The organism is Thauera sp. SDU_THAU2, assembly GCF_038260575.1.
Classification (GTDB): domain Bacteria; phylum Pseudomonadota; class Gammaproteobacteria; order Burkholderiales; family Rhodocyclaceae; genus Thauera.
Genome location: NZ_JBBWUN010000003.1, coordinates 3,991,760 through 4,018,394, shown reverse-complemented (window position 1 = coordinate 4,018,394; position 26,635 = coordinate 3,991,760). Strand labels below are relative to the sequence as shown.

Sequence of the window (26,635 nt, the reverse complement as noted above, 5' to 3'; positions counted from 1 at the left end):
GGGTTTCAAGAATGAAAGCCTTTCATGACCTCGGCCATGACGGTTCTTTCGACAGCGCGCTCATTGAGAATTGAAATCGATCTTGGTCCGAATGACCCAAGAAATTGATTACTCCGTGGCCGTCCCTGGAGTGGAGCGGGCGAAGGGAGTCGAACCCTCGTCATCAGCTTGGGAAGCTGAGGTAATAGCCGTTATACGACGCCCGCATACCTGGCCGGCAGATAGACAGGCCGGCGCGAAGGAGGCGGTTATTCTATGATTCCCGGCCTTCCAGTGCAATGCCGGCATGCGCGCTTCAGCCGGCCAGCCGTTCCACCGCCTCGCGGATGCGCGCCGGTTCGTCGGCCTTCAGGATGCGCTGCGCCTTGGGGGCGAGTTCGCCGAGGTCGGCGCGCAGCACCTGCTGCTTGATCTCCAGGATGTTGCCCGGGTGCATCGAGAAGTTGCGCAGGCCCATGCCGAGCAGCAGCAGGGTGTAGGCAGGGTCGCCGGCCATCTCGCCGCAGACCGACACCGGCACGCCGTAGCGCGCGCCGGTCGAGATGGTGGCACCGATCAGCTTCAGTACCGCGGGGTGCAGCGGATCGTAGAGATGCACCACGGCTTCGTCCGAGCGGTCGATGGCCAGGGTGTACTGGATGAGGTCGTTGGTGCCGACCGACAGGAAGGACAGCCGGCGGATGAACATGCCCAGCGACAGCGCGGCAGCCGGGACTTCGATCATGCCGCCGACCTGCACGCCTTCGTCGAACTTGATTTTCTCGGCGCGCAGTTCGGCCTTGGCCTTGTCGATGAGCGCCAGGCACTGGTCGATTTCCTGTGCGTGCGACAGCATCGGGATCATGATCTGCAGCTTGCCGTGGGCCGAGGCGCGCAGCAGGGCGCGCAACTGCGTCAGGAACATCTTCGGCTCCGCCAGCGAGTAGCGCACCGCGCGCAGGCCGAGGGCCGGGTTCGGTTCGAAGCGGGCATGGGCGCCGTTGAGCGCCTTGTCCGCGCCGACGTCGAAGGTGCGGATCGTCACCGGCTTGCTCGGCAGCGCCTTGACCACGCTGCGGTAGGCTTCGTACTGCTCGTCCTCGTCGGGCAGCACGTCGCGGCCCATGAAGAGGAATTCCGTGCGGTACAGGCCGATGCCGTCGGCATTGGCGGTCTTGACCGCAGGCAGATCCTTCGGCCCTTCGATGTTGGCGAGCAGGTTGATGGTTTCGCCGTCGAGCGTGGTGGCGCGGGTGTCGCGCAGGCGGTTGAGCTTGGAGCGCTCGATTTCGAGCTCGCTGCGGCGCAGGCGGTATTCCTCGACGATGGTCTCGTCGGGGTCGATGATGATGACGCCGCGGGTGCCGTCGACGATGACCAGTTCGTCGTCTTCGAGCAGGTCGCGCACGTGGTGCAGGCCGACCACGGCCGGGATCTTGAGGCTGCGGGCGACGATCGCGGTGTGGCTGGTGGGTCCGCCGACGTCGGTGACGAAGCCGGAGATGTTGTGGTCGCGAAAGCCGATGGTGTCGGCGGGCGACAGGTCGTGGGCGACGATGACGGTACCGAGCCCGTCGCGTCGCTTGGGCGGCAGGTGGCCGGGGTGGCCGAGCAGCACCTTGACCAGGCGTTCGACCACCTGGACGACGTCGGCCTGGCGTTCGCGCAGATAGGGGTCCTCGATCTGGCGGAACTGCTCGACGAGCTGTTCCATCTGCTGCACGAGCGCCCATTCGGCGTTGCAGCGGCGCGTTTCGATCAGGTGGCGGGCGGCATCGATCAGCAAGGGGTCGGCCAGCATCATCAGTTGCAGGTCGACGAAGGCGCCGACTTCGCTGTGAGTCTGGGCCGAGGTGGCGGCGGCCTTGAGGCCGATCAGTTCGCCCTGCACCGTGGCGACGGCGTCGTCCAGGCGTTCGAGTTCGTCGGGCAGGTGGCGGGGGGCGACGTGGTAGTGATTGACTTCGAGCAGCGCGTGCGAGATCAGATGGACGTGGCCGATCGCGATGCCTTGCGAGACGGGAAGGCCGTGCAGGGCGAAGGTCATGCCTATTCTCCTTCGCCGAAGCGGTCCGCGATCAGGTCCTGCAGTTCCCGCAGCGCCTTGTCGGCATCGTCGCCGTCGGTGTCGATGGTGATGGTGCTGCCCTTGGCGGCGGCCAGCATCATGACGCCCATGATGCTCTTGGCGTTGACCCGGCGGCCATTGCGCTCGAGCCAGACCTCGCACGGATAGCTGCTCGCCAACTGCGTCAGCTTGGCCGACGCGCGCGCGTGCAGCCCGAGCTTGTTGATGATTTCGGCTTCGGCTCTCGGCATGCTGTTCTCCCCCGGTGTTGCCGTGCGCTCTAGGGCGCCTGATTCGCTTCGATGTGCATCACGCCGTCGCAGCCGCCCGACACCGCGCGCTTGAGCAGCGTGTCCATGCCGTGTTCGCGGTAGGTGAGTACCCGCAGCAGCATCGGCAGGTTGACGCCGGCGACGGCTTCGACACGGCCGGGAGCGGTGAGCTTGGCGGCGACGTTGGACGGGGTTGCGCCGTAGATGTCCGTCAGGACCAGCACGCCGTGGCCGCTGTCCGTCCAGTCCCGCATCTGGCGTGCCTGCGGGAGGATGTCGAGCGGGTCGTCCTGCGCCGACAGGCCCAGCTGCGCGACCTGCGGCGGACGCTTGTTCAACACATGACAGGCGCACTGGATCAGCGATTCGCCGAGTGAGCCGTGCGTCACCAGAAAGATTCCGATCATTTCAATTCCGTCTCCACTGGCGGCGATTTTAGCCGATGGGGGCGGGGCATGGCGCGCCGTTCCGGCGGGCTTTCAGGCTAAGCCCAAAATATGTCAAATGATTTATAAATTGCGCCAAGCCTGCGATCTGATTGGGGAATCCGATTTTGAGCATCGCGGCAAGGCTGTTAAACTTGTTTTGCACAAATATTTGTAAGGTAATGATTGCTTCGTTCGAGGCGGTCCTCAGAGAGTACGGATGACAGAAAAAAAAGACCCCATGATCCCCGACGGGGACGTCAACCCCATCAATACCGACTACCAGGTCGGCCAGGACAACATCATCGTCAACGTCGGCCCCTTCGGCCTCGACATCCACAACCGCGTGTTCGCCATCTCGGGTGGCCTGGTGGTGCTGTTCGTGGCGCTGACGCTGGCCTTCCATGACCAGGCCGAGCCCTTGTTCAGCGGCATGCGAGCCTGGCTGACCTCGAATCTGGACGGCTTCTTCCTCGTCGCCGGTAACATCTTCGTGCTGGTGTGTTTCATCGTCGCGTTCTCGCCGCTGGGCCGGGTGAGGCTGGGCGGCACCGAGGCCACGCCGGACTACACCTACCTCGGCTGGTTCTCGATGCTGTTCGCCGCCGGCATGGGCATCGGGCTGATGTTCTTCGGCGTGTCCGAGCCGCTGTCGCACTTCGGTACCTCGTTTGGCGGCACGGCGATGGAAAACGGTGCGCGCACCGACTGGGCGCCGCTCGGCGGCGCGGCCGGCGATGCCGAAGCGGCCGCGCGCCTCGGCATGGCGGCGACGATCTTCCACTGGGCCTTGCACCCATGGGCGATCTACGCCGTGCTGGCGCTCGGCCTGGCGCTGTTCTCGTTCAACAAGGGGCTGCCGCTGACGATCCGTTCGGTGTTCTATCCGCTGCTGGGCGAGCGCGTGTGGGGCTGGCCCGGGCACCTGGTCGACATCCTCGCGGTGCTGGCGACGCTGTTCGGCCTGGCGACTTCACTCGGTTTCGGCGCGTCGCAGGCGAGTTCGGGCCTGAACTTCCTGTTCGACGTGCCGCTGGGCACCACCACCCAGATCGTGCTGGTCATCGGCATCACCGCGATCGCGCTGGCCTCGGTCGTAGCCGGGCTGGATGCGGGTGTCAAGCGCCTGTCCGAGATCAACATGATGCTGGCGCTGCTGCTGCTGCTGTTCGTCATCGGGGTCGGGCCGACGCTGGAAATCTTCAAGGGCTTCTTCGTCAACCTGGGCGCGTATCTCGAGTATCTGCCGGCCCTGTCCAATCCGGTCGGCCGTGACGACGCCAACTTCCTGCAGGGCTGGACCGCCTTCTACTGGGCGTGGTGGATTTCGTGGTCGCCCTTCGTCGGCATGTTCATCGCCCGCGTGTCGCGCGGCCGCACGGTGCGCGAATTCATCGTCTCGGTGCTGATCGTGCCCTCCATCGCCTGCACGCTGTGGATGACCGTGTTCGGTGAAACCGCCATTTCGCAGGTAGTGCGCAGCGGCTACGAGGCTGCGCGCGATGCCGAGCTGCCGCTGCAACTGTTCATGATGCTCGACGCGCTGCCGCTGGCGCAGATCACCTCCTTCATCGCCATCATCCTGGTGGTGGTGTTCTTCGTCACCTCGTCCGATTCGGGCTCGCTGGTCATCGACGTGATCTCGGCGGGCGGCAAGGTCGATGCGCCGGTGCCGCAGCGCGTGTTCTGGGCGGTGTTCGAAGGCCTGGTCGCGATCGCGCTGATCCTTGGCGGCGGCCTGGTGTCCTTGCAGGCCATGGCGGTGTCGACCGGGCTGCCGTTCGCCATCGTGCTGCTGGTGGCGAGCGTGGCGATCATCAAGGGACTGGCATCGGAACCGCGCACCCGTTGATGACGGTCTGAGGGCAGGCAAACCCGGCGCTTCGGTGTATGTTTGCCCCGACCGACATCCTCGGACCCATGCCATGCAGGTCGAACAACTCGAAATCCTCGACTTCCTTCGCGCTCATCCGCCTTTCGATGCCTTGCCGGAAGACGTCGTGCAGCGCGTGGCGGCGGCGGTCGATGTGCGCTACTACAAGGCCGGCGAACAGATCGTCGAGTTCGGCCAGCCCGCCGAGTTCTGGCACGTGGTGCGCAGCGGCGCGGTGGAGATCTTCCGCCGCAACGGGACGCTGTACAACCGCCTGACGGCGGGCGGCTACTTCGGCGAATTCGGCCTGCTGCGCTATGGCCGCGTGCGCTTTCCGGCGAAGGCGCTGGAGGATTCGCTGATCTACCTGGTTCCGCAGCCGGTGTTCCTCGAGCTATTCGACGGCAACGAGGCTTTCGCCGACCACGTCGAAGTCGAGGACCGCACGCGGCTGCGGCATGTCGTGTCGCGGCGCGAGGACGCCAACGATCTGCTGTCGGCCACCATCGATACCCTCGTCGGGCGTGCTGCCGTGACCTTGGGCAGCGGCGCCAGCGCGCGCGAAGCGGCGCAGTGCATGACACAGGAAGGCGTGTCCTCGCTGCTGATCGTCGACGACAACCCGGAGGTGCCCGAACTGCCGCTGCTGTCCGGCATTCTCACCGACCGTGACCTGCGCACCCGCCTGCTGGCGCCCGGCCTGAGCCACGACACGCCGGTGGCCGAGATCATGAGCCCGGGCGTGGTCACGGTGGAGTACAACCAGTTGGTCTTCGAAGCCATGCTGGCGATGCTCCGCCGCAACGTGCATCACCTGCCGGTGATGAAGCACCAGCGCCCGCTCGGCATCGTCGCGCTGTCGGACATCATCCGCTACGAATCGCGCAACAGCCTGTTCGTGGTCGGCAGCATCTTCCGTGCGCAGTCGGTGGATGATCTGGCCGCGCTGGTACCGGGCGTGCGCGCCTGTTTCAGCCGCATGGTCGGCGAGGAAGCCAGCGCCCACATGGTGGGCAGCGCGATGGCGGCGATCGGCCGCAGCTTCAAGCAGCGCCTGCTGGAACTGGCCGAAGCCGAACTCGGCCCACCGCCGGTGCCCTACTGTTTTCTTGCGCTGGGCTCGATGGCGCGGCAGGAACAGTTGATCGTCACCGACCAGGACAATGCGCTGATCCTGGACAACCGCTTCGATCCGGCACGCCACGATGCCTGGTTCAAGGCGCTCGGCGACTTCGTCTGCGACGGGCTGGCGCGCTGCGGCTACAGCTACTGTACCGGCGGCGTGATGGCGAGCAATGAAAAGTGGCGCCAGCCGCTCAAGGAATGGGAGCGCCGCTTCACCGACTGGATCGAGCGCCCGACGCCCGAATCGCTGCTGCATGCCGGCATCTTCTTCGATCTCGACGGCGTGTGGGGGCGCATCGAATGGGCCGTGCGCCTGCGCGAGCTGGTGGCGCGCAAGGCCCGCAACAACTCGCGCTTCCTCGCCTGCATGGCGCGCAACGCCTTGCTGCGCACGCCGCCGCTGGGTTTCTTCAAGGACTTCGTCGTCGAATCCGATGGCCGCCACACCCATGCCATCAACATCAAGCGCCGCGGCACCGGGCCGCTGTCCGACCTGATCCGCGTCCATGCGCTGGCGATCGGCGCACAGTCGATCAACTCCTTCGAGCGCCTGCGCGAGATCATCGACGCCGCCATCCTGCCGCTCGGGCGCGGGCAGGATCTGTACGATTCGCTCGAGTTCATCTCGGCAGTACGGGCACGCAATCAAGCCCAGGATCTCGCCGCAGGCAACGAGCCGGACAACAGCATCGAACCCGAGAAACTGTCCGAATTCGAACGCAAGAGCCTGCGCGATGCCTTCCTGATCCTCGGCAACGCACAGAAGTACCTCAAATATCGCTACCAGCCCGGGCGGGCCAACTGAGCACGGCACGATGCTGCATCTGGGCGACATGAAAGCGGGACCGGGCCATATCTCGCGCCGGGCGCGTGCCGCCGCGGGCATAGCCTGGCCGCAGCGTTTCGCCGCGCTTGCCGCCGCCGCGCGCGACCCGCGCCTGCAATCCTTCTACGCGCAGGGCGTACCAGCGGGCGACTACCTGTTGAAGGACGTGCCGATGGTCGCGCTCGACATCGAAACCACCGGCCTGGACCCGGCACGCGACGAGATCGTCAGCATCGGCGTGGTGCCGATGACGGTGACCCGCATCCAGGCCAGCGCCTCGCGCTACTGGGTGCTGCGGCCTGACGGGGATCTGAAGCCGGAATCGGTGACGATCCACGCCATCACCCATGCGCAGATCGAAGCGGCCCCCGATCTGGACGCGATCCTCGGCGAACTGCTGGAAGCGCTGGCCGGCCGCATCGTCGTCGTCCATTGCCGCAGCATCGAGCGCGGCTTCCTGGATGCTGCGTTGCGGGCGCGTATCGGCGAAGGCATCGAATTCCCGGTCATCGACACCATGGAACTCGAAGCGCGCCTGTACCGCCGTCCGCCCGGTTTCTTCGCCTGGCTGCTGGGCCGGCGCCGGCGAACGGAATCGATCCGCCTGGCCGACAGCCGCAGCCGCTACAAGCTGCCGCGCTACCGGGCGCATCACGCGCTGACCGACGCGCTCGCCACCGCCGAACTGCTGCAGGCGCAGGTAGCGCATCGGTTTTCGGCGGAAAGTTCGCTGCGGGAATTGTGCTTGTGATGGGAAAAGGTGCGTAGTGCGAGCAGTGGCAGGCGGGGCAGTCGTGCGGGCAGCCGGCTAAGGGCTCCCGCATTCGGATGAGGCCGGCCGGCAGCGACCTCAGAGGCGCGGCTGCCAGTAAGGCGCGCTGCCGTAGTTGGCGTACTGGTCGGCGGCCCAGTCGGGATCGACGAAGGAGGGCCAGTGCTCCTTGTCGAAGCCGTCGGCTTCCTTCAGCTTTTCCTTGTCGGCGTCGAGGACGAAGCACTTGCGTTCGGCATCGAGCGTCAATGCGCTCCACGGAATCGCGTGCAGCTTCTCGCCGATGCCCAGGACGCCGCCGCGGGCCAGCACCGCATAGGCGATGCGGCCGTGGCCGACGTCGAGCATGATGTGCTCGATGGTGCCCAGCTTGTCGTTGTTGAAGTTGTAGACCTCGTTTCCGCCGAGCGTGTCGGCGGCCATGATTGCGGGACCGGGGCCGTCGTGGTTGTCGTTGCCGCCGACGATCCGGGCACCTTGCAGCGACGGTGGGGTGTCGGCGCCGGCAGGGGGATTGGTGTAGTCCATGTCCGTCTCCGTTTCATGGGCCGGCGCGGACGCCGGCCTGTTTTCTTCACTGCTTGACTGTCAACATGTTGTTGACCGAGAGCACGCCTTCGATGCCGGTGGTGATCACCGATGCGCGCTCGATTTCGGCGCGGGAGTCGACTTCGCCCGTCAGCGTCACCACGTTCCTGACGGTATCGACCTCGATGTTGCGTGCCTTGGTCAGTTCGTCCCTGGCAAGCGCGGTCTTGACCCGGGCGGTGACGGTGGCGTCGTCGATGAATTGACCGACCGATCCGGACTCCCGCTCCATGCTGTCGCCGGCTTCGGGCCTCGGTTCGGCTGGAGCCATGTCGGAGGCAGCGAAGGCGGCCGGCGCGGAAAGACCGATGACGGTGGCGGCAAGCGTGGTGGCAAGAATCTTGTTCATGGTCGAATCTCCTTTCTGGATCGGGCGGGTTCGCGCAACGCATGGGCGTCGCCGTTGCACGGTCGTGTGGCGCGTCAGGTGAACAACCAGATCAGGATGATGATCGGGATGGGTACGCCAAGCAGGAACAGCAGCAGCGAGCGCATGACGATCTCCTTTGGTGGCCGGGGGAAACCGGGAGTGGCGGTCCGGCAGCGGGAAGCGCGTCGCCGCGTCCGTCGTCCCTGTGGTCTATAAGATAGGCAGCGGAGGCGGCTGCGTGCATAGGCGCATGCCGCTTGCGTGTGTCGGATGTCGCCGACATGGCGTAGGCCGAGACCTACACGGACGTGCCGCCCCGAAAACGCCGAAGGCCCGCAGATTTGCGGGCCTTCGGGGCGTTGGGCGACAGGGCGTGCGCGGGACTGCTTATTCCAGGCCCTGGCTCGAGAGGTATTCCTCGTAGGTGCCGCGGTAGTCGATGATCTGGCCGTCGAGCTTGATTTCGATGATGCGGGTGGCCAGCGAGGACACGAACTCGCGGTCGTGCGAGACGAAGATCAGCGTGCCGTTGAACTTGTCGAGGCCGCCGTTCAGCGATTCGATCGATTCCATGTCGAGGTGGTTGGTCGGTTCGTCCATCAGCAGCACGTTGGGCCGCGACAGCATCAGCTTGCCGAACAGCATGCGGCCCTGCTCGCCGCCGGAGATGACCTTCACCGACTTCTTGACCTCGTCGCCCGAGAACAGCAGGCGGCCGAGCGTGCCGCGCAGCAGGGTTTCGTTGTCCTCGCCGGTGGCAGCGGCGGTGATGCGGGAGTAGGGCGCGATCCAGTCGGTCAGGCTGACGTCCTCGGCGAAGTCGGCCGAGTGGTCCTGGGCGTAATAGCCGGGCTTGGCCTTCTCGGCCCATTTGACCTGGCCCTTCTGCGGCTTCAGTTCGCCCACCAGCAGCTTCAGCATGGTGGTCTTGCCGACACCGTTCTCGCCGATGATGGCGACCTTCTCGCCGGCTTCGATGGCGATCGAGAACTTGTTGATCAGCGGCTTTTCCATGCCCTCGTAGCCGAAGCTGATGCCGTCGACTTCGCAGGCCAGGCGGTGCAGCTTGTCCTTCTCGTCGTAGTCGAAGCGGATCCACGGGTACTGGCGGCTGGACGGCTTGACGTCCTCGGGCTTGAGCTTGTCGATCAGCTTCAGGCGGCTGGTGGCCTGCTTGGCCTTGGACTTGTTGGCCGAGAAGCGGCGCACGAAGGCCTGCAGTTCCTGGATCTTGTCCTTGGCGCGGGCGTTGGCGGCGGACTGGCGCTCGCGCGCCATCGTCGACGCTTCCATGTAGTCGTCGTAGTTGCCCGGGTAGATGGTGATGGTGCCGTAGTCCAGGTCGGCCATGTGGGTGCAGACCTGGTTCAGGAAGTGGCGGTCGTGGGAGATGATGACCATCGTGCAGTCGCGGTTGTTCAGCACGTCTTCCAGCCAGCGGATGGTGTTGATGTCGAGGTTGTTGGTCGGCTCGTCCAGCAGCAGGATCTCGGGGTTGGCGAACAGCGCCTGGCACAGCAGCACGCGCAGCTTCCAGCCGGGGGCCACTTCGCTCATCGGCCCGTTGTGCAGCGCGGAGTCGATGCCCACGCCGAGCAGCAGTTCGCCGGCGCGCGCTTCGGCAGTGTAGCCGTCGTATTCGCCGACCTTGCCTTCCAGCTCGGCGGCGTGCATGTAGTCGTCTTCGGTCGCGTCCGGGTTGGCGTAGATCGCATCGCGTTCCTGGATGGCGGCCCACAGCTCTTCGTGGCCCATCATCACGACGTCGAGCACGCGCATGCTCTCGTAGGCGAACTGGTCCTGGCGCAGGTAGGCCATGCGCTCATGCACGTCCTTGGAGACGTTGCCGGCGGAGGGTTCGAGAATCCCGCACAGGATCTTCATGAAGGTCGACTTGCCCGCGCCGTTGGCGCCGATCAGGCCGTAGCGGTTGCCGTCGCCGAACTTGACGGAAACGTTCTCGAACAGGGGCTTGGCCCCGAACTGCATGGTGATGTTGGCTGCGACGAGCACGGAAAATCCTGTTTATCAGATAAAACAAAGCCTTGCATTATAGCTCAGGCTGTTCGACAGGAGTGTTTCAGGACTGTGGCGCGCAGGAGTGCCGCAGGCATGCCGCCCTGGCCGGAGCAGGCAGGAAAAACCCCCTGCCGGGCGCCACCGGAGCGGGCCGCGGAAGGGGGAGAAAGGAGGACAGGAATAAAGGAGGGCCGGCTTATTTCAATCGCGGCTGGACGATGATCTTCACCGCCGACTCATTGTTGTGGATCAGCGTTTCGAAGCCTTGCGAAACCAGATCGTCGAGCTGGATGCGCTGGGTGATGAAGGGCTCGAGGTCGATCCTGCCCTGCTCGACCAGCTTGATGGTTTCCTGGTGGTCGTTGCAGTAGGCGATGGTGCCGCGCACGTCCAGCTCCTTCATCACCACGCTGTGCACGTTGATGGTGGCCGGATGACTCCAGATCGACACGATCACCACCACGCCGGTGGGCTTGGTCGCGGCCACCAGCGCGTCCAGCACCTTGTTCACGCTGGTGCATTCGAAGGCCACGTCCACGCCCTTGTCGCCGGTCAGCTTCATCACTTCCGCGACCACGTCCACTTCGGACGGATCGAGGATGTGGTCGGCGACGCCGGATTCGCGGGCCTTCTCCTTCCGCTTGGCGCTCAGCTCGGTGATGATGACGGTCAGGCCCTTGGCCTTCAGGATCGCCGACAGCAGCAGGCCGATCGGGCCGGCGCCGCCGACCAGGGCGACGTCGCCGGCCTTGGCGCCGCTGCGGCTCCAGGCGTGGTGGCCGACCGACAGGGGCTCGATCAGCGCGGCCTGGTCCAGCGGAATCCTGTCGGAGATCGGATGCACCCAGCGGCGCTTGACGGCGATCTTTTCCGACAGGCCGCCGCCGCGGCCGCCCAGGCCGATGAAGTTCATGTTCTTCGACAGATGGTAGTTCTCGCCCGGTCCGGTAGGCACGTCGTCGGCGACGATGTAGGGCTCGACCACCACGTGCTGGCCGACCTGGATGTCGGTCACGCCTTCGCCGACGGCATACACCACGCCGGAAAACTCGTGGCCCATGGTGACGGGGGCGGACTCGCCGGAAATCGGGTGCGGATGGCCGCAGGGCGGAATGAAGATCGGCCCTTCCATGAACTCGTGCAGGTCGGTGCCGCAGATGCCGCACCAGGCCACTTCGATGCCGACGGTGCCCGGCGCCACGACGGGTTCGGGGATGTCTTCGATGCGGATGTCGCCGCGGTCGTAAAAGCGTGCTGCCTTCATGGATCAAACTCCGTGGTTGTGAATTCCTGTGGCCGTCGCCGGAGCGCCTCGCCCCTTGCCGGGGAGGCGCTCCGGAAACCTCCCGCTCAGCGCAGGTGATGCACTTCCTGCATGCCGTAGACCTGCACCGGCAGGTCTTCCTGGCGCGCCTTCAACTGCAGCGCCAGGTACAGCGAATAGTGGCGCGACTGGTGCAGGTTGCCGCCGTGGAACCACATGTTCTCCTGCTGCGTGGGCTTCCACATGTTGCGCTGCTCGCCTTCCCAGGGGCCGGGGTCCTTGGTCGTGTCCGAACCCAGGCCCCAGACCTTGCCGACCTTGTCGGCGACTTCCTGGCTGACCAGATCGGCCACCCAGCCGTTCATCGAGCCGTAGCCGGTGGCATAGACGATGAGGTCGGCGGGCAGCTCGGTGCCGTCGTCCAGCACCACGGCGTTTTCGCTCAGGTGACTGATGCCCTTGCCCGACTGCAGCTTGATGCTGCCGTCGATGACCAGGTCGCAGGCGCCGACGTCGATGTAGTAGCCCGAAGCGCGGCGCAGGTACTTCATGAACAGGCCCGAGTCGTCGTCGCCGAAGTCGAGCATGAAGCCGGCTTCCTCCAGCTTGCGGTAGAACTCGGCGTCGCGCTCGCGGATGCGGTCGTAGATCGGAACCTGGAAGTCCGCCATGATGCGGTAGGGCAGCGAAGCGAAGATCAGGTCGGCCTTCTTGGTCGTCACGCCGCTGGCGACGGCGCGTTCGGAATACAGGTCGCCCAGGCCGATGTCCATCAGCGAATCCGAGCGCACGATGTGGGTCGAGGAGCGCTGCACCATGGTCACGTCGGCGCCGTGTTCCCACAGCGCGGCGCAGATGTCGTGCGCCGAGTTGTTGGCGCCGATCACCACCACCTTCTTGCCCTTGTATGCGTCCGGCCCGGGGTGCTGCGAGGAATGCTGCTGCTCGCCCTTGAAGACGTCCTGGCCCTCGATCTTCGGCACATTGGCTTTGCCCGACATGCCGGTGGCGAACACCAGGTGTTTCGGCCGGATGACCAGCGTCTCGCCTTCGCGCTCCACCGTCACTTCCCATTCCTTGCGGGCCTCGTCGTAGCGGGCCTTCACGCAGTTGGTGGAAGACCAGTAATTGACTTCCATGACCTTGGTGTACATCTCCAGCCAGTCGCCGATCTTGTCCTTGGGCGCGAACACCGGCCAGTTCGGCGGGAAGGGCAGGTAGGGCAGGTGGTCGTACCACACCGGGTCGTGCAGGCACAGCGACTTGTAGCGGCTGCGCCACTGGTCGCCGGGGCGGGGATAGCGGTCGATGACGATGTGCGACACGCCCAGCTGGCGCAGCCGCGCGCCCAGCGCGATGCCGCCCTGGCCGCCGCCGATCACCAGCACGAAGGGCTGCTGGCTGCGGCCCAGTTCGGCCGCTTCTTCCTCGCGGCGTTCCAGCCAGGTCTTGCGTCCGCGCTGGATGCCGTGCTCGGCGCCCATCGGCCGGCGCGGGCCCAGCGGCTCCTCGTGGTCCTTGAGTTCCTGCGCCGTGGTCAGCAGCGTCCAGATGCGGCCGTCCTTGATGCGGATGTGGCCATGGCCGGCGATGAGCCGGGTATCGATGTCGATCCACGCGGAAACCACGCCATCGGCTTCGTCCACCGCTTCGCCGGGAGTGAGGCCGAAGACGACCGGCGCGGCGGCATCCAGCTGTGCGTCCAGCATCTGCCGGATGGCGTCCCGGCCTTCCAGGGTCTTGAGGTTCCAGGTCAGCAGCACCAGGTCGCGCCAGTACGATTCGTCGGCGAACAGTTCGGCTGCGGCCTGGATGTCGCGTCTGGCCAGTGCGTCGTTGAGCTGGTCCAGCATTGCCTGGGCGCGGGCAGTGGGGCTTGTGGTCATGATGTCTCCAGAATTGTTGTTGGTGTATGCCCGTGGGGTGTGCGGGCGGAGGAGGTATCGCAAAGGCCGTGCCATGCCTGTCCGGGCCACTCGGGCATCATGAAATCAATGGCTTGCCGAACGACGGCTTGAACATCTGCGTCGCGCTGGATCATTTCGCCGCTTCAGGTGTTGCAATGGCTGCGACAGGTGTCGCATTGGCCATGCTGCGGTGCAATGCCATTTCTGGGTAAACCTTCATTCACCTGCGGGTGCTTTGATTCCAGAATCCCTGGCACTTTCCGCCGCGCAATACGCCACGCCATTCGGGCAATTCAGGATTTGGGCGCGCACATGTTCCATTGCAAGCCAATCAACGGCAGGCGTGCCTGAATGAGCTGCCGTGCCGGCCGGCTGGTTTTTCCGATTTCGGCGTCATCGATTTTTCGATCGTTCATTCACCAGGAGGCATCATGAGCAAGAAAGTCGCAGTCATCACCGGTTCCGCCGACGGCCTGGGCAAGGGGATTGCCGAGCGCCTGGCCGCAGACGGTTTCCGCATCGTGCTGTCGGACATCAATGCCGGATTGCTCGCCACGACCGAGCAGGAATTCAGGAGCAATGGCTTCGAAGTGAGCTCCTTCGTCGGCAACGTCGCCAGGCGCGACGAGCAGTTCGCGCTGGTGGCGCATGCCGTGGCCGCTTTCGGCCAGGTCGATGTCTTCATCAACAATGCCGGCATCGAGGACGTGATGCCGCTGGATGCGGTGCGCGAGCCGGACCTGGAGAAAGTTTTTGCGGTGAACGTCTATAGCGTGGTCTATGGCACGCAGGCCGCCGCCGAGCAGATGAAGAAGCAGGGCACGGGCGGCAAGATCATCAATGCCTGCAGCATCGCCGGGCATGAATCCTACGAATTCCTCAGCGTGTATTGCGCCACCAAGCATGCCGTGCGTTCGCTGACGCAAAGCGCCGCCAAGGAATTGGCGCGGCACAAGATCACCGTCAATGCCTATTGCCCCGGCGTTGCCGCGACCAGGATGTGGGACCGCATCGACGAGGAAATGGGCAAATACCTCGGCACCAAGCCGGGCGAGGCCTTCGAGCGCTTTTCATCGGGCATCCTGCTGGGCCGACCGCAGACGGCCAAGGACGTGGCCGATTTCGTTCACTACCTGGCCTCGCCCGATTCGGACTACATGACCGGGCAGTCCATCATGATCGATGGCGGTATCGTGCTGCGCTGACTGCCGATAAACTGCAGCGGATGGGCGAGGGGCTTGCTTGCAGGCCCATCGTCCAGGTGCAGACACCCAGCAGCACACACCCAGCGCCCGAGCCTGCGATGCCACCCCAGTCCTATGCCTCGCACATCAAGGAGATCGAAGCCTTCGGGCTGGGGCAGCCCATGCACGGGGGCAGCAGGGACGAAGCCGTGCTCGACAGCTGGCGGCGCTGCCTGGACCACCACCGGCTGGATCCGGCGCGGACCTGCGAAGCCGTCATCGTCCCCGAAGGGCAGTTGCGCCAGCACCGGGAAGAATCCGAGTCGCTGATCCGCATCGCCCGCAGCGGGCTGGAGCGGCTCTACCAGCAACTGAAGGGCCTGGACTACGTGCTGCTGCTGGCCGACCGCCACGGCGTGGCGGTGGATTTCCTCGGCCGCGAGGCTGCCAGCGGCGACCTGCGCCGCGCCGGCCTGTACCTGGGGGCCGAGTGGCGCGAAGACCGTGCCGGCACCTCCGCCGTCGGCGCCTGCCTGGCCACCGGCGACGCCCTGACCGTGCATCAGAGCGACCATTTCGATTTCACCCACACGCGGCTGTCCTGCACCGCGGCACCGATCTACGACCTGCGCGGTGAGCTGGCGGCGGTGCTCGACCTTTCCCAGCTCAGGTCGCCCGAGGAGCGCGCCAGCCAGGGCCTGGCGCTGAACCTGGTGGTCGCGGCGGCACGGCGCGTGGAACTGGCGAACCTGATGGCGCAGTCGCGCAGGGACTGGGTGCTGCGCTTTTCCCAGTCGCCGGACTTTCTCGACGTGGACCCGGACGCCGCCATCGCCCTCGATGCGCATGGCCGCATCAACGCCATGACCCACGCCGGTGCCCGCCTGCTGGCCGCGGCGGCGCGGCTGGACTGGCGGCAGCGCCATGCCCTGATCGGCCAGCCGCTGGAACGCTTCTTCCAGTTCGACGCGCGCCACCTGCCCAGTCTGCGCGCCGACCGCCCGGCGCAACAGCGCATCGTCCGCGCCTGCGATGGCAGGGTGCTGTTCGCCCATGCGATCGAGCCGATGCGGGTGCTGAGCCCGGCCTCACGCCCGGCGGCGCCCGCGCCGCTGCCTGCCGCCTTGCAGATGCTCAGCGCCGGCGACCCGGCAATGGACGCGCTGCTGCACAAGGCGGCGCGGCTGGCGCCGCAGAACCTGCCGATCCTGGTGCAGGGCGAGACCGGCGCCGGCAAGGAATTCCTCGCCCGCGCCATCCATGGTGCCAGCGGCCGCAGCGGCGCGTTCGTGGCCATCAACTGCGCCGCCATTCCCGAGTCGCTGCTGGAGAGCGAGCTGTTCGGCTACCTGCCCGGCTCATGGACGGGCGGTGCCAGCAAGGGCCGCCAGGGCCTGATCGAAGCCGCTCATCGCGGCACCCTGTTCCTCGACGAGATCGGCGACATGCCGCTGGCGCTGCAGGCCAAGCTGCTGCGCGTGCTGTCGGAATCGCAGGTCCTGCCGCTGGGGGCGCGCGAGCCGCGCACGGTCGATATCCGCGTGCTTTCGGCCTCGCACCGGCCATTGGCCGAACTGGTGCAGTCCGGCCAGTTCCGCCAGGACCTGCTCTACCGCCTCAACGCCGCGGAACTGCAACTGCCGCCGCTGCGCCGGCGCTGCGATCTGGGCGGCATGATGGACCGGATGCTGGCCGAGCTGGGCAGCCGGTACAGCCTCGGCGAGGCGGCGCGGGCGATGCTGCTCGCCCACCCCTGGCCCGGCAACCTGCGCGAGCTGCACAACGTGCTGCGCTACGCCGTCGCGCTGTGCGGCGACGGGCCGCAGGCCGGCGCGCCGGCCTGGGAGTGTGTCAGGGAGTGTGTCATCGAGCCGGCTCATCTGCCCGACAGCCTGCAGGCGGCCGATGTGCTGGATGCCGGGCCATCCATGCTGCAGATGGACAGCACTGCCGGGCTCGACGCGGCGGACGGCGCTGGCGGACGTTTCCAGCCCGGCACGGCCGTGGAACTGGAACAGTTGCTGGCGCAATGCCACGGCAACGTCTCGGAAGTGGCGCGGCGCCTGGGCGTGAGCCGTTCCACGGTACACCGGCGCATCCAGCGCCTGCAACTGGGCGTGCGCTGCGCCCGCTGGAGCAAGAGACCGTCCTGATCGCCGCGCCGTTCGAGTTCAGTGCTGCGGGAAGATGCCGCCAATGATTTGTTCGTCAGGGGGAGGCGTACGGTCCATCCGGCGGCCCATCGCTCCCGGCTTCTGCGTGATATGGTCACTGCTCCCGGCGAATCGGCGCCATGGAACTGTACGCAAGCGTGAGGACCATCATGAAGATCGCGGTGCTGGACGACTACCTGGATTCGGCCCGGAGACTCGCGGACTGGGAGTCGCTGGGCGCGGGGGCGCAGGTGTCCTTTTTCCGGGAGTACCTGGCCGACGACGATGCGCGTGCACAGGCACTGGCACCTTTCGACGTCGTCGTCGCCATGCGCGAGCGCACCCCGTTCCCCGCCGCGCTGATCGAGCGCCTGCCGCGCCTGCGGCTGCTGGTGACCACGGGCATGCGCAACAATTCCATCGATATGGCGGCCTGCCGCACACGCGGCATCGACGTCTGCGGCGCGCCGGGCAGTCCCGACAGCGCGGGTGCCACGGCTGAGCTGGCCTGGGCGCTGATCCTGGCGCTCTTCAAGCGCATCCCCCGCGAACACGCCACCATGGTGGCGGGCGGCTGGCAGAGCGCCATGCCCGAGCCGCTCGCCGCCAAGCGGCTGGGCGTGGCCGGGCTGGGCAATCTCGGCCAGCGCGTGGCCCGCGTCGGCCAGGCCATGGGCATGGACGTGGTGGCCTGGAGCCCCAACCTGACCGATGCCCGCGCCGCCGAGGCGGGCGTGGCGCGGGTGGACAAGCACACGCTGTTCGCCACCTCGGACGTGGTCAGCCTGCATCTGGTGCTCAGCGCCGCTACCTGCGAAGTGGTGGACGCCGAGGCGATCGCCGCCATGAAGCCCACCGCCTTCCTGGTCAATACCTCGCGCGCGGGGCTGGTCGACCAGCAGGCGCTGATGCGGGCGCTGCGCGACGGCGGTATCGCCGGCGCGGGCCTGGACGTCTATCCCGAAGAGCCGCTGCCGGCCGACGACCCGGTGCGCGGCCTGCCCAACGTGGTGCTCACCCCGCACCTGGGCTACGTTACGCCGCAGAACTTCGGCGCCTTTTACTGCAACGCGGTCGAGGCCATCGCGGCCTGGGCCGCGGGCCAGCCCATCCGGGTACTGAACAAGCTCGGTATGGCAGGTGACGGGCGCACCCGGTAGGAGTTGCAGGGCGGGTCTCGGCCCGCCACCTGGATTGGTGTCGTCGCAGAGTTGGAGCAGGGCCGCCAGATTTCGAGTGTGATGGCGGCCGGCTGTCGGAATCGTCCGACGCGGCTTTCGGATCGGGCTGATGGGGCGCGCGGGCGGCCTCACCTAAAGTGAAGGCGTGCTCAGACACCGAGCCGCATCCCCAACCCCAAGGAGAGCAGCCATGAACAAGGACATCATCGAAGGCAACTGGAAGCAGCTCAAGGGCAAGGTCCAGCAGCAATGGGGCAAGCTCACCGACGACGACTTCGACGTCATCGCCGGCCGCGGCACCGAGCTTGCCGGCCGCATCCAGGAACGCTACGGCATCAGCCGCGACGAGGCCGAGAAACAGGTCAGGGACTGGCAAAGCCGTCTTTGAGCCCGTTGGCCGATGAGTGCCTGCATTCGTCGCCGGATTCCCGCCTTCGGGCGGGCGTCCTGTGGCTTTCCCGACCTGCAAGGAGAAAACCATGCTTCACTACGCAGTCGTTTTCTTCGTCATCGCCCTGATCGCGGCGCTGTTCGGCTTCAGCGGCATTGCCGCCGGCGCGGCGGGCATCGCCAAGATCCTGTTCGTCGTCTTCCTGGTGATGGCGATTGCCAGTTTCGTCGTCAACCTCCTCAGGGGACGCTGAGCGAGCTTGATCAACTTCGACCGGATGAACCGACATGTTGCGCATCGCCATCGTCGATGACCACCAGATCGTGCGCGCGGGCTTTCGCGAGATGCTCGCCGATGAGTTGGGCTTCGCCTTCCCGTTCGAGGCGGCGTCCGGCGAAGAGGCGCTGCAGGGCCTGCGCGAGCACGAGGTGGATGTTCTGCTGCTCGATTTGTCGCTGCCGGGGCAGAGCGGCATCGACGTACTGCGTGCCGCGCGCCAGCGCTACGAGAAGCTGCGCATCCTGGTGCTGTCCGGCTTCCCGGAAGAACGCTACGCACTGGCGATGATCCGCAACGGTGCCGACGGCTATCTGTGCAAGGACTGCTCGCGCGAGGACCTCATCAACGCGATCCATGCCGTCGCCCAGGGCCGGCGTTACCTTTCGCCCCGCACGGCCGAACTGCTGGCGGAGGAGCTGACCGGCGGTGGCGGCGGCGCGCCGCATGAAAAGCTGTCCGACCGCGAACTGCAGGTGTTCCTGCGCCTCGCGCGCGGCGAATCCGTGTCCGACATCGCCGCGGTGCTCAATCTCAGCGTCAAGACGGTCAGCACCTACCGCTCGCGCCTGCTCGAAAAGCTCGAGGTGTCGAGCAATGCCGAACTGGCGACCTATGCCCTGCGCCATGGGCTGATTCTCGAATGATCGAATGACCGGTTTCGAATCATGGCTGCCCCTGCGTCTTCTTCTTCGCTACGCGTCGTGCTGATCGAGGATTCGCCGATCCTCTGCGCGATGCTGCGCGACATGTTGAACGAGCTCGACGGCGTCGAGGTCGTGGGCAATGCCGATGGCGAGCAAGCGGCCGTGGCCGAACTCGAACGGCAGCAGGCCGATGTCGTCATCGTCGATCTGGAATTGCGCCAGGGCAGCGGCCTCGGCGTTCTAGCCTGCCTGCAGGCCGAACCGGAGCGCTACGGCAGTCCGCGCGCGGTGGTGTTTTCCAACTATGGGCACAGCGCGTTGCGGGCCCGCTGCAAGGGGCTGGGCGTCGAGCACTTCTTCGACAAATCCTTCCAGATGGACGAACTGCTCGAATTCGTCCAGAGCGCTGCCGCGCGGCGCTGAATCGCCCTCGGCGAGCTGTTCTCAGCTCTCCACCGCCGCCGCAAGCGGGATGCGCGCCACGATGCGCGTGCCGCGGCCGGGGCGGCTGTCGATGTCGAGCTGGCCGGCCAGCATCTGCACGCGGTGGGCGATGCCGGTCAGGCCGTGGCGCATCGGCTGGCGGACCGACGGGTCGAAACCGGTGCCGTTGTCTTCCACCTTCAGCACGATGCGGTCCGCCTCCGCGGCGAGGCTCAGGCGGACGTGCGTGGCCTGGGCGTGGCGGCGGATGTTGGTGAGCGCCTCCTGCGCGATCCGGTACAGCGCCAGCGATACCGGCGCCGGCAGATCGGGCAGGGTGTCGGGCAGATCCAGCTCGATCCGGCCGCCGTCCTCGTCCCCCGTTCCCGGCTGCGCCAGCGAGCGCAGCGCTTCGACCAGGCCCAGGTCGGACAGCAGCGGCGGGCGCAGGTCGGCGACCACGCGGCGCTTGATCGCGATGATCTGGCCCAGGGTGTCGAGCAGGCGGTCGAAGCGCTCGCGCAGCGGGGCGATGGCTTCGTCCGGCAGCTTGCGCGCAATCCAGGCCGCATCCATCTTCGCTGCGGTCAGCATCGAGCCGAGTTCATCGTGCAGTTCGCGGGCGAGGCTCTCCTTCTCGGCTTCGCGCGCATTGGTCAGGTAAGTCGCCAAGCTGCTCAGTGCGGCGGTGCGCATTTCCACCACGGACTGCAGGCGCTCGTTCTCGGACTGGAGCAGCGCCGACAGGTGATCGCGCAGGCGGTCCTGCCGGTAAAGCAGCACGATGATCGTCGCCAGCAGCACCAGCACGCCCATGCCGAGCACGGTGTTGGTCCGCCGTGCATCCCCCAGGTTGTCGAACGAGGCCAGGATGGTGTCGTGGATCTGCTCCATCGTCTGCGTCCGCAGCGTTTCGATCAGCGTACGGATGTCGTGGGTGATCTGCTTGCCGTTTTCCGTGCCGTCGTCGGCTTCCGGGCCGGCGCTGCGTTCGATGGCCCGGGCCAGCAGCGCCCAGCGGGTTTCGACCCGCCTGGCCAGCTGTTCGACCGTGTCGCGCTGGGCGGCATCCGGCCAGTTTTCGGCCCGCAACGCGGCAAGCGTGATGTCGATGTCGGCGCTGCCGTCCCGGTAGGGGGCGAGGTGGGCCGGATCGCCCGTCAGGATGAAGCCGCGCACGCCAGATTCGGCATCGAGCAGATGCACCAGCAGGCTGTCGAGATGGGCGACGCGGCTCGATTGCTGCTGCAGCTTCTGCAGCGCGTCGCGGCTGGTTTCGGCGTGATGCTGCGCCGCCATCAGCCAGACGGCCCCCAGTACGAAGCCGAGCACCAGCACCACCAGCAGAAGCAAGGTGGAAGCGCGCGGCAGGCGGGAAGGCAGGCGGGGCAAGAAGCGTCTCGGCAAGTGGTGTGTCTGATCGTGGAGATGTTATAGCGGATGCCCGCCGCATCGGCCAGACGGGCCATACCCTGATGGCGCACCATGGCAAGAAGGGGGATTGCTCCCCCTTGCTTGCGCGTACCGCGGCCGAGGCTTGGCCGGGGCTTACTGGCGGATGACGATGTCGTTCTTGACCGCATGCACGCCCGGCGTGCTGCGGGCGATGTCGGCGGCGCGGCTGCGTTCGGCGGCGCTCTTGGCGAAGCCGGAGAGCTGGACCGTGCCTTTCAGCGTCTCGACGCTGATCGCCATGGCGCTGACGGTCGGATCTTCGGCGAACTTCGCTTTCACTCGAGTGGTGATGGTGGCGTCATCGACGTACTCGCCGACGGTGGATTGGTCGCGGGTGACGGCGCAGCCGACTGCGGTGAAGGCGAGCAGACCGGACAGGGCGAGCGTGGCAGCGGTATGTTTCATGATGCGTCTCCTTGGTATTCGCGGGCTTTCCCGGATATCCGCGGCGGGCTTCATTCCCGCCTGCAGGTGCGATTCAAATGTATCCTCGGGGCCGACCCGGCGCTGTCCGACAGCGCGGATTGCGTTGTAGGACGATTCTGTCAGCCGCTCCGCATTTCCATCCGGCATTCATCCGAACACTTCAGCCGCCATGCGCTTCCTCCATTCCGCCGACTGGCATCTCGGCCGTGTGCATCACGGCGTTTCGCTGCTCGAAGACCAGGCCCACATCCTGGGCGAATTCGTCCGCCTTGCTGCCGACGTGCGGCCCGATGCCATCCTGCTGGCCGGCGACATCTACGACCGCTCGGTGCCGCCGGCCGAGGCGGTGCGCCTGCTCGACCTGGTGCTGACCGAACTGGTGCGGGGGCTGCGCATTCCGGTGGTGATGATCGCCGGCAACCACGACGGCCCCGACCGCCTCGCTTTCGGCGCCGGCCTGCTCGGCGGCGCGGGGCTGACCGTGCGCGGCCCGTTCGAGCCGCAGCCCCGGCCGCTGGTGCTGCACGACGCGCACGGCGTGGTCGCGATCCATGCGCTGCCCTACGCCGAACCCGCCGTCGTGCGCAGCGCGGTCGCCGGCCAGCAGGGCGAAGACGGCGCAGACGCCGCACGCGCGATCGATTCCCACCAGGCCGTACTGGCGGTGCAGCTGCAGGCCGCGCGTGCGGCGCAGCCGCAGGGTGCGCGCAGCGTCGTCGTCGCCCATGCCTTCGTGCTCGGCGGCAGCGAAAGCGAATCCGAGCGGCCGCTGTCGGTCGGCGCCAGCGGCGCGGTCGATGCGGCACTGTTCGACGGCTTCGACTACGTCGCGCTGGGCCACCTGCACCGGCCGCAGCAAGTGGGGCAGGCGCGTGTCCAGCAGGGTGGGCGGCGGGGGGCCATTCACTACTCCGGCTCGCTGCTGAAGTACTCGTTCTCCGAGGCGGATCACGTCAAGTCGGTGAACCTGGTCGAGCTCGATGCCGCCGGCGCCTGCACGGTCGAACGCATCGCGCTGACGCCGCGCCGCGACCTGCGCATCGTCGAAGGCCCGCTCGACGCCATCCTCGCCGCCGGTGCGGCCGATCCGGCGCGCGACGACTACATCCTCGCTCGTCTCACCGACAGCGGCGCGCTGCTCGACGCCATGGGCCGGCTGCGCAGCATCCATCCCAACGCGCTCGCCATCGAACGTCCGCAACTACTTGGCGACGGCCCGGGGCGGGCGGCGGCGGACCATCGCCGCGTGCGCATGCAGGATCTGTTCGCCAGCTTCCATCGCGACACCACCGGCCAGCCGCTCGACGAAGCCGGCACGGCCGTGCTCGAGCGCATCGCCGAGCGGCTGGAACGGGAGGCGCGCCACGCATGAAGCCGCTCAAGCTCAGCCTGCAGGCTTTCGGCCCCTTCGCCGGGCGCGAGACGGTGGATTTCACCCGCCTGCCGCCCGGTGCGCTGTTCCTGATCTCCGGTCCCACCGGCGCAGGCAAGACTTCCATCCTCGACGGCATCACCTACGCGCTGTACGGCGACACCTCCGGCGGCGAGCGCAGTGCGCGCGAAATGCGCAGCCACCATGCCGACGCCGCGCTGCAGACCGAAGTCGAACTGGAATTCGCCCTCGGCGGCCAGCGCTACCGGGTGCGCCGCGTGCCGGAGCAGTCGCGCGCAGCCCAGCGCGGCGGCGGCGTGGTCAATGCGCCGGCCAAGGCCGAACTCTTCCGCTTCGACGCCGATGGCCAGAGCTGGCAGCCGCTGGCGCAGCGAACGACCGAAGTCACCCAGCAGGTCGAGGCCCTGCTCGGCTTCAAGGCCGAGCAGTTCCGCCAGGTCGTGCTGCTGCCGCAGGGTCAGTTCCGCAAGCTGCTGGCGGCGAGTTCGGCCGAGCGCGAGAAGATCCTCGAAACCTTGTTCGGCACCGCCGCCTACAAGCGCCTGCAGGACGCGCTGAAAGCCGAGGCCGCCGTGCTGCGCGAACGCGGCGAGCAGGCCAGCCTGCGGCGCGCCACCTTGCTGCAGCAGGCCGAGGCGGAAACGGCCGAAGACCTGGCCGTCCGCCTGGATGGTCTCGGCGCTGCGCTGACGGCACTGGAAGCGGAGGAAAAAGCCGCCCGCGACGCGGATGGCGCTGCCCGCGCCGCGCTGCAGCAGGGGCAGGCGACCGCGGCCCGTTTCGCCGAAGCCCAGGCCGCGGCTGCGGCGCTTGCCGCGCTGATGGCCGGGCGGGCGGAAACCGATGCCCGGCGCCTGCGCCTGGACGATGCCCGGCGTGCGCAACAGGTGTCGCCGTCCGCCGCCGCACTGTCTGCCGCCCGCAGCGCCGCAGCCGAGGCCGAACAGCGCGCGCGGCAGGCCGCGCAAGCCGCCGAACAGGCGGCCAAGGCATTGCACGACGCCGATGCAGCGCTGCAGGCCGAGGCCGCGCGCGGTGACGAGCGCGAAGCCGCGCAACGCGAACAGATGCGGCTCGAAGCCTTGTCCGATGCCGTCGCCCGCCTCGCCGAAGCGGAAACCGCCTTGCTGGACAGCCAGCGCCAACGTGTCGGGGCCGATGCTCGGCTCACACAGGCAGAAGCTGAGTGCAAAACGCTCGACAGCCAGCGCAGCCAGCTCGCCGGCCGCATCGACACCCTGCAGGCCCAGGCCGCGCAGGCGGCGGTACTGGGCCTGCGCATGCAGCAGGCCGAACAGCGTGCACAGGCGCAGGCCGGTCTCGATGCCAGCCTTGCCAGACTGAAACAGGCGCAAATGCTGGAGGAGGCGAAACGGCAGGCGTTCGAAGCTGCGCAGCAGCAGATGCTGCGCCAGCGCGAAGCGTGCGATGCCCTGGATGCAGGCTGGCGCCGTGCGCAGGCGGCCATCCTCGCCCATCATCTGCACGACGGCGACGCCTGCCCGGTGTGCGGCAGCGCCTCGCACCCGTCGCCGGCCCGTTTCGACGGCGAACTGCCCACCGAGCAGGCTTTGCAGGCCGCGCGCGACGCTCTTCGAAAAGCCGAAGCCGCGATGGAAGCCGCCCGCCACGGCAGGGACGAGGCCGCGCAGCAACGCGCCGCGGCCCAGGCCGAAGTGAACACGCGCCAGACTGCGCTGCACGTCGGCGCTGCCGATGATCGGGTACAGCAAGACCTGTTCGGCGCCAGCGTCGACGAGGACTTGCCCGCATTGCGGACAGCCTTGCAGGCCGCGCGTGCCGCGGCGGCCGAAGTCGAGCAAGTACGCGGGCAACTGCGGCAAAGCGAGACCGCACTGGTTGCCGCCCAGGCTGCGCTCGACGACGCGCGCAAGCAGGCCGCGGCGGCGGCCAGCATGGCCGAAGGCGCCCTGCGCGTGGCAGAGGAAAGGCGCAGCGCCGTGCCCGAAGCCTTGCGCTCGCCGCAGGCGCTCGGCACCGCGCTGGCGGCGGTGCGGGCCAGGCGCCAGCAGTTAGAAACTGCGCTGCAGGCCGCCCAGGAGGCGCAGCGGCAAGCCCTGAACCACGATGCAGCGCAACGCGCCCAGCGCGACGCCCAGGCCCTTGCCGCCCGCGCCGCCGAAGTGCGCGTGGCCGAAGCCGCCGCGCAGTTCGCCGATGCGCTGCACGCCGCCGGTTTTGCTGCGGCCGGCTCAGGCATGGCCGGCGGTGCCAGGTCCGATGCCGCCGAAGCCACATGGCGCGCGGCTGTGCTGTCCGCCGAGCAGATGGACGCGCTCGCACGGCAGATCCGCAGCGCCGATGAACAGTTCGCCGCCGCGCAGGAGCGCAAGCAGCGCGCCGCGCAGGCCATCGACGGGCTGACGCCGCCGGACCTCACCGCACTCGACGCCCGCGCCACCGCCTGCCGCGAACAGGTCGAAGCCGTCGTCGCCCGCATCACCCACAACCGCGGAGAACAGCACAAGCTGGCGCGCACGCTTTCACTGCTGACCGACATCGCCCGCGAACACGGCGCCATCGAAGCCGAATACCGCGTCGTCGGCCACCTGGCCGAGGTCGCCAACGGCGACAACGGCCGCAACCTCACCTTCCAGCGCTACGTGCTCGCCGCCCTGCTCGACGACGTGCTGCGCGCCGCCTCGCTGCGGCTGAAGGCGATGAGCCGCGGCCGCTACCTGCTGCAGCGGCGCGAGGATGTCGCCGACGCCCGCCGCGCCGCCGGGCTGGACCTGGAAGTGTTCGACGACTACACCGGCCGCGCCCGCCCGGCCAGCACGCTGTCCGGCGGCGAAGGCTTCATGGCCTCGCTGTCGCTCGCGCTCGGCCTGTCCGACGTGGTGCAGGCCTACGCCGGCGGCGTGCAGCTCGACACCTTGTTCATCGACGAAGGCTTCGGCAGCCTCGACCCCGAATCGCTCGACATGGCCATGCGCGCCCTCATCGACCTGCAGCAGCGCGGCCGCACGGTGGGCGTGATCTCGCACGTCGAGGACATGAAGCAGCAGATCGGTACGGCGATCGAAGTGGTGCAGGGGGTGAGGGGGAGCAGGGTGCGGATGGCCGGGGCGGGGAAGGATGGCTGATCCGTTTTGCAGGGGGAGGGTGCCACTTGCGTGGCCCGATCTGCCCTTACCTGCTGGAACGGGTTTACGCCGTCAAGCATTCACAGCAACACCAGATGTTTGGCCCGTGCGTCTGGCACCGCGCTCAAGGGAATGCGCTGATCGAAGCTGACCAGGCGGCCGCCGTGGCGTACCGCCAGACTCAGCAGATACAGGTCGGTCAGTTGCCGCGGGCCGTGGATGTGGGCGTGGTTGAAATGCGCGGAATCGAGCACGCTGATGTCGTCCGGCCAGAATTCGTGGAAGGGCGTCGAAGTGGAACGAGCCAGCATTGCCAGCAGGGCCGCCAGCGGTTGTGCCTGGCTGTAGCCAGGTTGCGCCATGATGCGAAGGCAGCCGTTCTGGGTGAGCGGGCAACTGGCCCAGCCATGCTGAATGTTCGCCTGGAACCAGCGGGATGCGGTCTGATGATGCACGTGATCGCAGTCATGCAGCGCAATCAGCACGTTCACGTCGAGCAGGGCACGCATCG

At 67.1% G+C, this 26,635-nt stretch carries 24 protein-coding genes and 1 tRNA gene; 12 read left to right on the top strand and 13 right to left on the bottom strand.

Annotated features, from left to right (window positions below):
- Positions 1-131: 131 nt before the first annotated feature.
- The 4 genes from AAFL97_RS20475 to AAFL97_RS20460 form a co-directional block, all read right to left on the bottom strand.
- Positions 132-206 (bottom strand) — tRNA-Gly (locus AAFL97_RS20475).
- 89 nt (positions 207-295) lie between these two features.
- Positions 296-2,026, bottom strand: a complete 1,731-nt coding sequence (gene ptsP, locus AAFL97_RS20470) for a phosphoenolpyruvate--protein phosphotransferase (RefSeq protein WP_341646498.1) — start codon at positions 2,024-2,026, stop codon at positions 296-298.
- Between the two features lie 2 nt (positions 2,027-2,028).
- Entirely contained in the window at positions 2,029-2,298 is a 270-nt protein-coding gene (locus AAFL97_RS20465; RefSeq protein ID WP_341646497.1) for an HPr family phosphocarrier protein, read from the bottom strand.
- 29 nt (positions 2,299-2,327) lie between these two features.
- Positions 2,328-2,726, bottom strand: a complete 399-nt coding sequence (locus AAFL97_RS20460; RefSeq protein WP_341646496.1) for a PTS sugar transporter subunit IIA — start codon at positions 2,724-2,726, stop codon at positions 2,328-2,330.
- A gap of 259 nt (positions 2,727-2,985) precedes the next feature.
- Here AAFL97_RS20460 and AAFL97_RS20455 point away from each other — a divergent pair, with 259 nt between their 5' ends.
- The 3 genes from AAFL97_RS20455 to AAFL97_RS20445 all read left to right on the top strand — a co-directional run bounded on the left by AAFL97_RS20455 (position 2,986) and on the right by AAFL97_RS20445 (position 7,319).
- Positions 2,986-4,596, top strand: a complete 1,611-nt coding sequence (locus tag AAFL97_RS20455) for a BCCT family transporter (RefSeq protein WP_341646495.1) — start codon at positions 2,986-2,988, stop codon at positions 4,594-4,596.
- A gap of 73 nt (positions 4,597-4,669) precedes the next feature.
- Complete coding sequence (locus tag AAFL97_RS20450; RefSeq protein WP_341646494.1) at positions 4,670-6,547, top strand: DUF294 nucleotidyltransferase-like domain-containing protein; 1,878 nt, start codon at positions 4,670-4,672, stop codon at positions 6,545-6,547.
- A 28-nt stretch (positions 6,548-6,575) separates the two neighbouring features.
- Positions 6,576-7,319 (top strand): 3'-5' exonuclease, encoded by a 744-nt coding sequence (locus AAFL97_RS20445; RefSeq protein ID WP_341646493.1) that lies wholly within the window; start codon positions 6,576-6,578, stop codon positions 7,317-7,319.
- 99 nt (positions 7,320-7,418) lie between these two features.
- Here AAFL97_RS20445 and AAFL97_RS20440 read toward each other — a convergent pair whose 3' ends face one another.
- The 6 genes from AAFL97_RS20440 to AAFL97_RS20415 form a co-directional block, all read right to left on the bottom strand.
- Complete coding sequence (locus AAFL97_RS20440; RefSeq protein ID WP_341646492.1) at positions 7,419-7,868, bottom strand: PRC-barrel domain-containing protein; 450 nt, start codon at positions 7,866-7,868, stop codon at positions 7,419-7,421.
- 46 nt (positions 7,869-7,914) lie between these two features.
- The gene (locus AAFL97_RS20435) at positions 7,915-8,277 is read right to left on the bottom strand and encodes a BON domain-containing protein (RefSeq protein WP_341646491.1); all 363 of its coding nucleotides are present in this window, start codon (positions 8,275-8,277) and stop codon (positions 7,915-7,917) included.
- A 408-nt stretch (positions 8,278-8,685) separates the two neighbouring features.
- Positions 8,686-10,311: an ABC-F family ATPase gene (locus tag AAFL97_RS20430; protein ID WP_341646490.1), complete on the bottom strand. Its 1,626-nt coding sequence runs from the start codon at positions 10,309-10,311 to the stop codon at positions 8,686-8,688.
- A 202-nt stretch (positions 10,312-10,513) separates the two neighbouring features.
- Complete coding sequence (locus AAFL97_RS20425; protein ID WP_341646489.1) at positions 10,514-11,581, bottom strand: 2,3-butanediol dehydrogenase; 1,068 nt, start codon at positions 11,579-11,581, stop codon at positions 10,514-10,516.
- 86 nt (positions 11,582-11,667) lie between these two features.
- Positions 11,668-13,467, bottom strand: a complete 1,800-nt coding sequence (locus AAFL97_RS20420) for an NAD(P)/FAD-dependent oxidoreductase (RefSeq protein WP_341646488.1) — start codon at positions 13,465-13,467, stop codon at positions 11,668-11,670.
- Positions 13,468-13,781: 314 nt separating this feature from the next.
- Positions 13,782-13,904, bottom strand: a complete 123-nt coding sequence (locus AAFL97_RS20415) for a hypothetical protein (RefSeq protein WP_341646487.1) — start codon at positions 13,902-13,904, stop codon at positions 13,782-13,784.
- Positions 13,905-13,919: 15 nt separating this feature from the next.
- Between AAFL97_RS20415 and AAFL97_RS20410 the strand changes: the two genes are divergently transcribed.
- The 7 genes from AAFL97_RS20410 to AAFL97_RS20380 all read left to right on the top strand — a co-directional run bounded on the left by AAFL97_RS20410 (position 13,920) and on the right by AAFL97_RS20380 (position 19,743).
- Positions 13,920-14,693: an acetoin reductase gene (locus tag AAFL97_RS20410; protein ID WP_341646486.1), complete on the top strand. Its 774-nt coding sequence runs from the start codon at positions 13,920-13,922 to the stop codon at positions 14,691-14,693.
- Positions 14,694-14,791: 98 nt separating this feature from the next.
- Positions 14,792-16,825, top strand: coding sequence for a sigma-54-dependent Fis family transcriptional regulator (locus AAFL97_RS20405; RefSeq protein ID WP_341646485.1), 2,034 nt, complete (start codon positions 14,792-14,794; stop codon positions 16,823-16,825).
- A 140-nt stretch (positions 16,826-16,965) separates the two neighbouring features.
- Positions 16,966-17,985: a D-2-hydroxyacid dehydrogenase family protein gene (locus AAFL97_RS20400; RefSeq protein ID WP_341646484.1), complete on the top strand. Its 1,020-nt coding sequence runs from the start codon at positions 16,966-16,968 to the stop codon at positions 17,983-17,985.
- Between the two features lie 211 nt (positions 17,986-18,196).
- Positions 18,197-18,394 carry a CsbD family protein gene (locus tag AAFL97_RS20395; protein ID WP_263460315.1) on the top strand — a complete coding sequence of 66 codons (198 nt, stop codon included), beginning with the start codon at positions 18,197-18,199 and terminating at the stop codon, positions 18,392-18,394.
- A gap of 91 nt (positions 18,395-18,485) precedes the next feature.
- Entirely contained in the window at positions 18,486-18,650 is a 165-nt protein-coding gene (locus AAFL97_RS20390) for a DUF1328 domain-containing protein (protein ID WP_083953669.1), read from the top strand.
- Between the two features lie 34 nt (positions 18,651-18,684).
- Positions 18,685-19,320, top strand: coding sequence for a response regulator (locus tag AAFL97_RS20385; RefSeq protein WP_263460316.1), 636 nt, complete (start codon positions 18,685-18,687; stop codon positions 19,318-19,320).
- Positions 19,321-19,341: 21 nt separating this feature from the next.
- Positions 19,342-19,743, top strand: coding sequence for a response regulator (locus AAFL97_RS20380; RefSeq protein ID WP_341646483.1), 402 nt, complete (start codon positions 19,342-19,344; stop codon positions 19,741-19,743).
- A gap of 21 nt (positions 19,744-19,764) precedes the next feature.
- On the opposite strand, the gene AAFL97_RS20375 is transcribed toward AAFL97_RS20380, so the two are convergent.
- Together AAFL97_RS20375 and AAFL97_RS20370 are read right to left on the bottom strand one after the other, a co-directional pair.
- The gene (locus AAFL97_RS20375; RefSeq protein WP_341646482.1) at positions 19,765-21,135 is read right to left on the bottom strand and encodes a CHASE3 domain-containing protein; all 1,371 of its coding nucleotides are present in this window, start codon (positions 21,133-21,135) and stop codon (positions 19,765-19,767) included.
- 156 nt (positions 21,136-21,291) lie between these two features.
- On the bottom strand, positions 21,292-21,603 hold the full coding sequence (locus tag AAFL97_RS20370) for a BON domain-containing protein (RefSeq protein ID WP_263460319.1): 312 nt from the start codon (positions 21,601-21,603) through the stop codon (positions 21,292-21,294).
- Positions 21,604-21,793: 190 nt separating this feature from the next.
- Here AAFL97_RS20370 and AAFL97_RS20365 point away from each other — a divergent pair, with 190 nt between their 5' ends.
- The gene (locus tag AAFL97_RS20365) at positions 21,794-22,996 is read left to right on the top strand and encodes an exonuclease SbcCD subunit D (RefSeq protein WP_341646481.1); all 1,203 of its coding nucleotides are present in this window, start codon (positions 21,794-21,796) and stop codon (positions 22,994-22,996) included.
- Positions 22,993-26,124 (top strand): SMC family ATPase, encoded by a 3,132-nt coding sequence (locus tag AAFL97_RS20360; protein ID WP_341646480.1) that lies wholly within the window; start codon positions 22,993-22,995, stop codon positions 26,122-26,124. Before AAFL97_RS20365 ends, AAFL97_RS20360 begins: the two co-directional genes overlap by 4 nt.
- An 80-nt stretch (positions 26,125-26,204) precedes the next feature.
- On the opposite strand, the gene AAFL97_RS20355 is transcribed toward AAFL97_RS20360, so the two are convergent.
- Entirely contained in the window at positions 26,205-26,633 is a 429-nt protein-coding gene (locus tag AAFL97_RS20355) for a TA system VapC family ribonuclease toxin (protein ID WP_341646479.1), read from the bottom strand.
- Positions 26,634-26,635 lie beyond the last annotated feature (2 nt).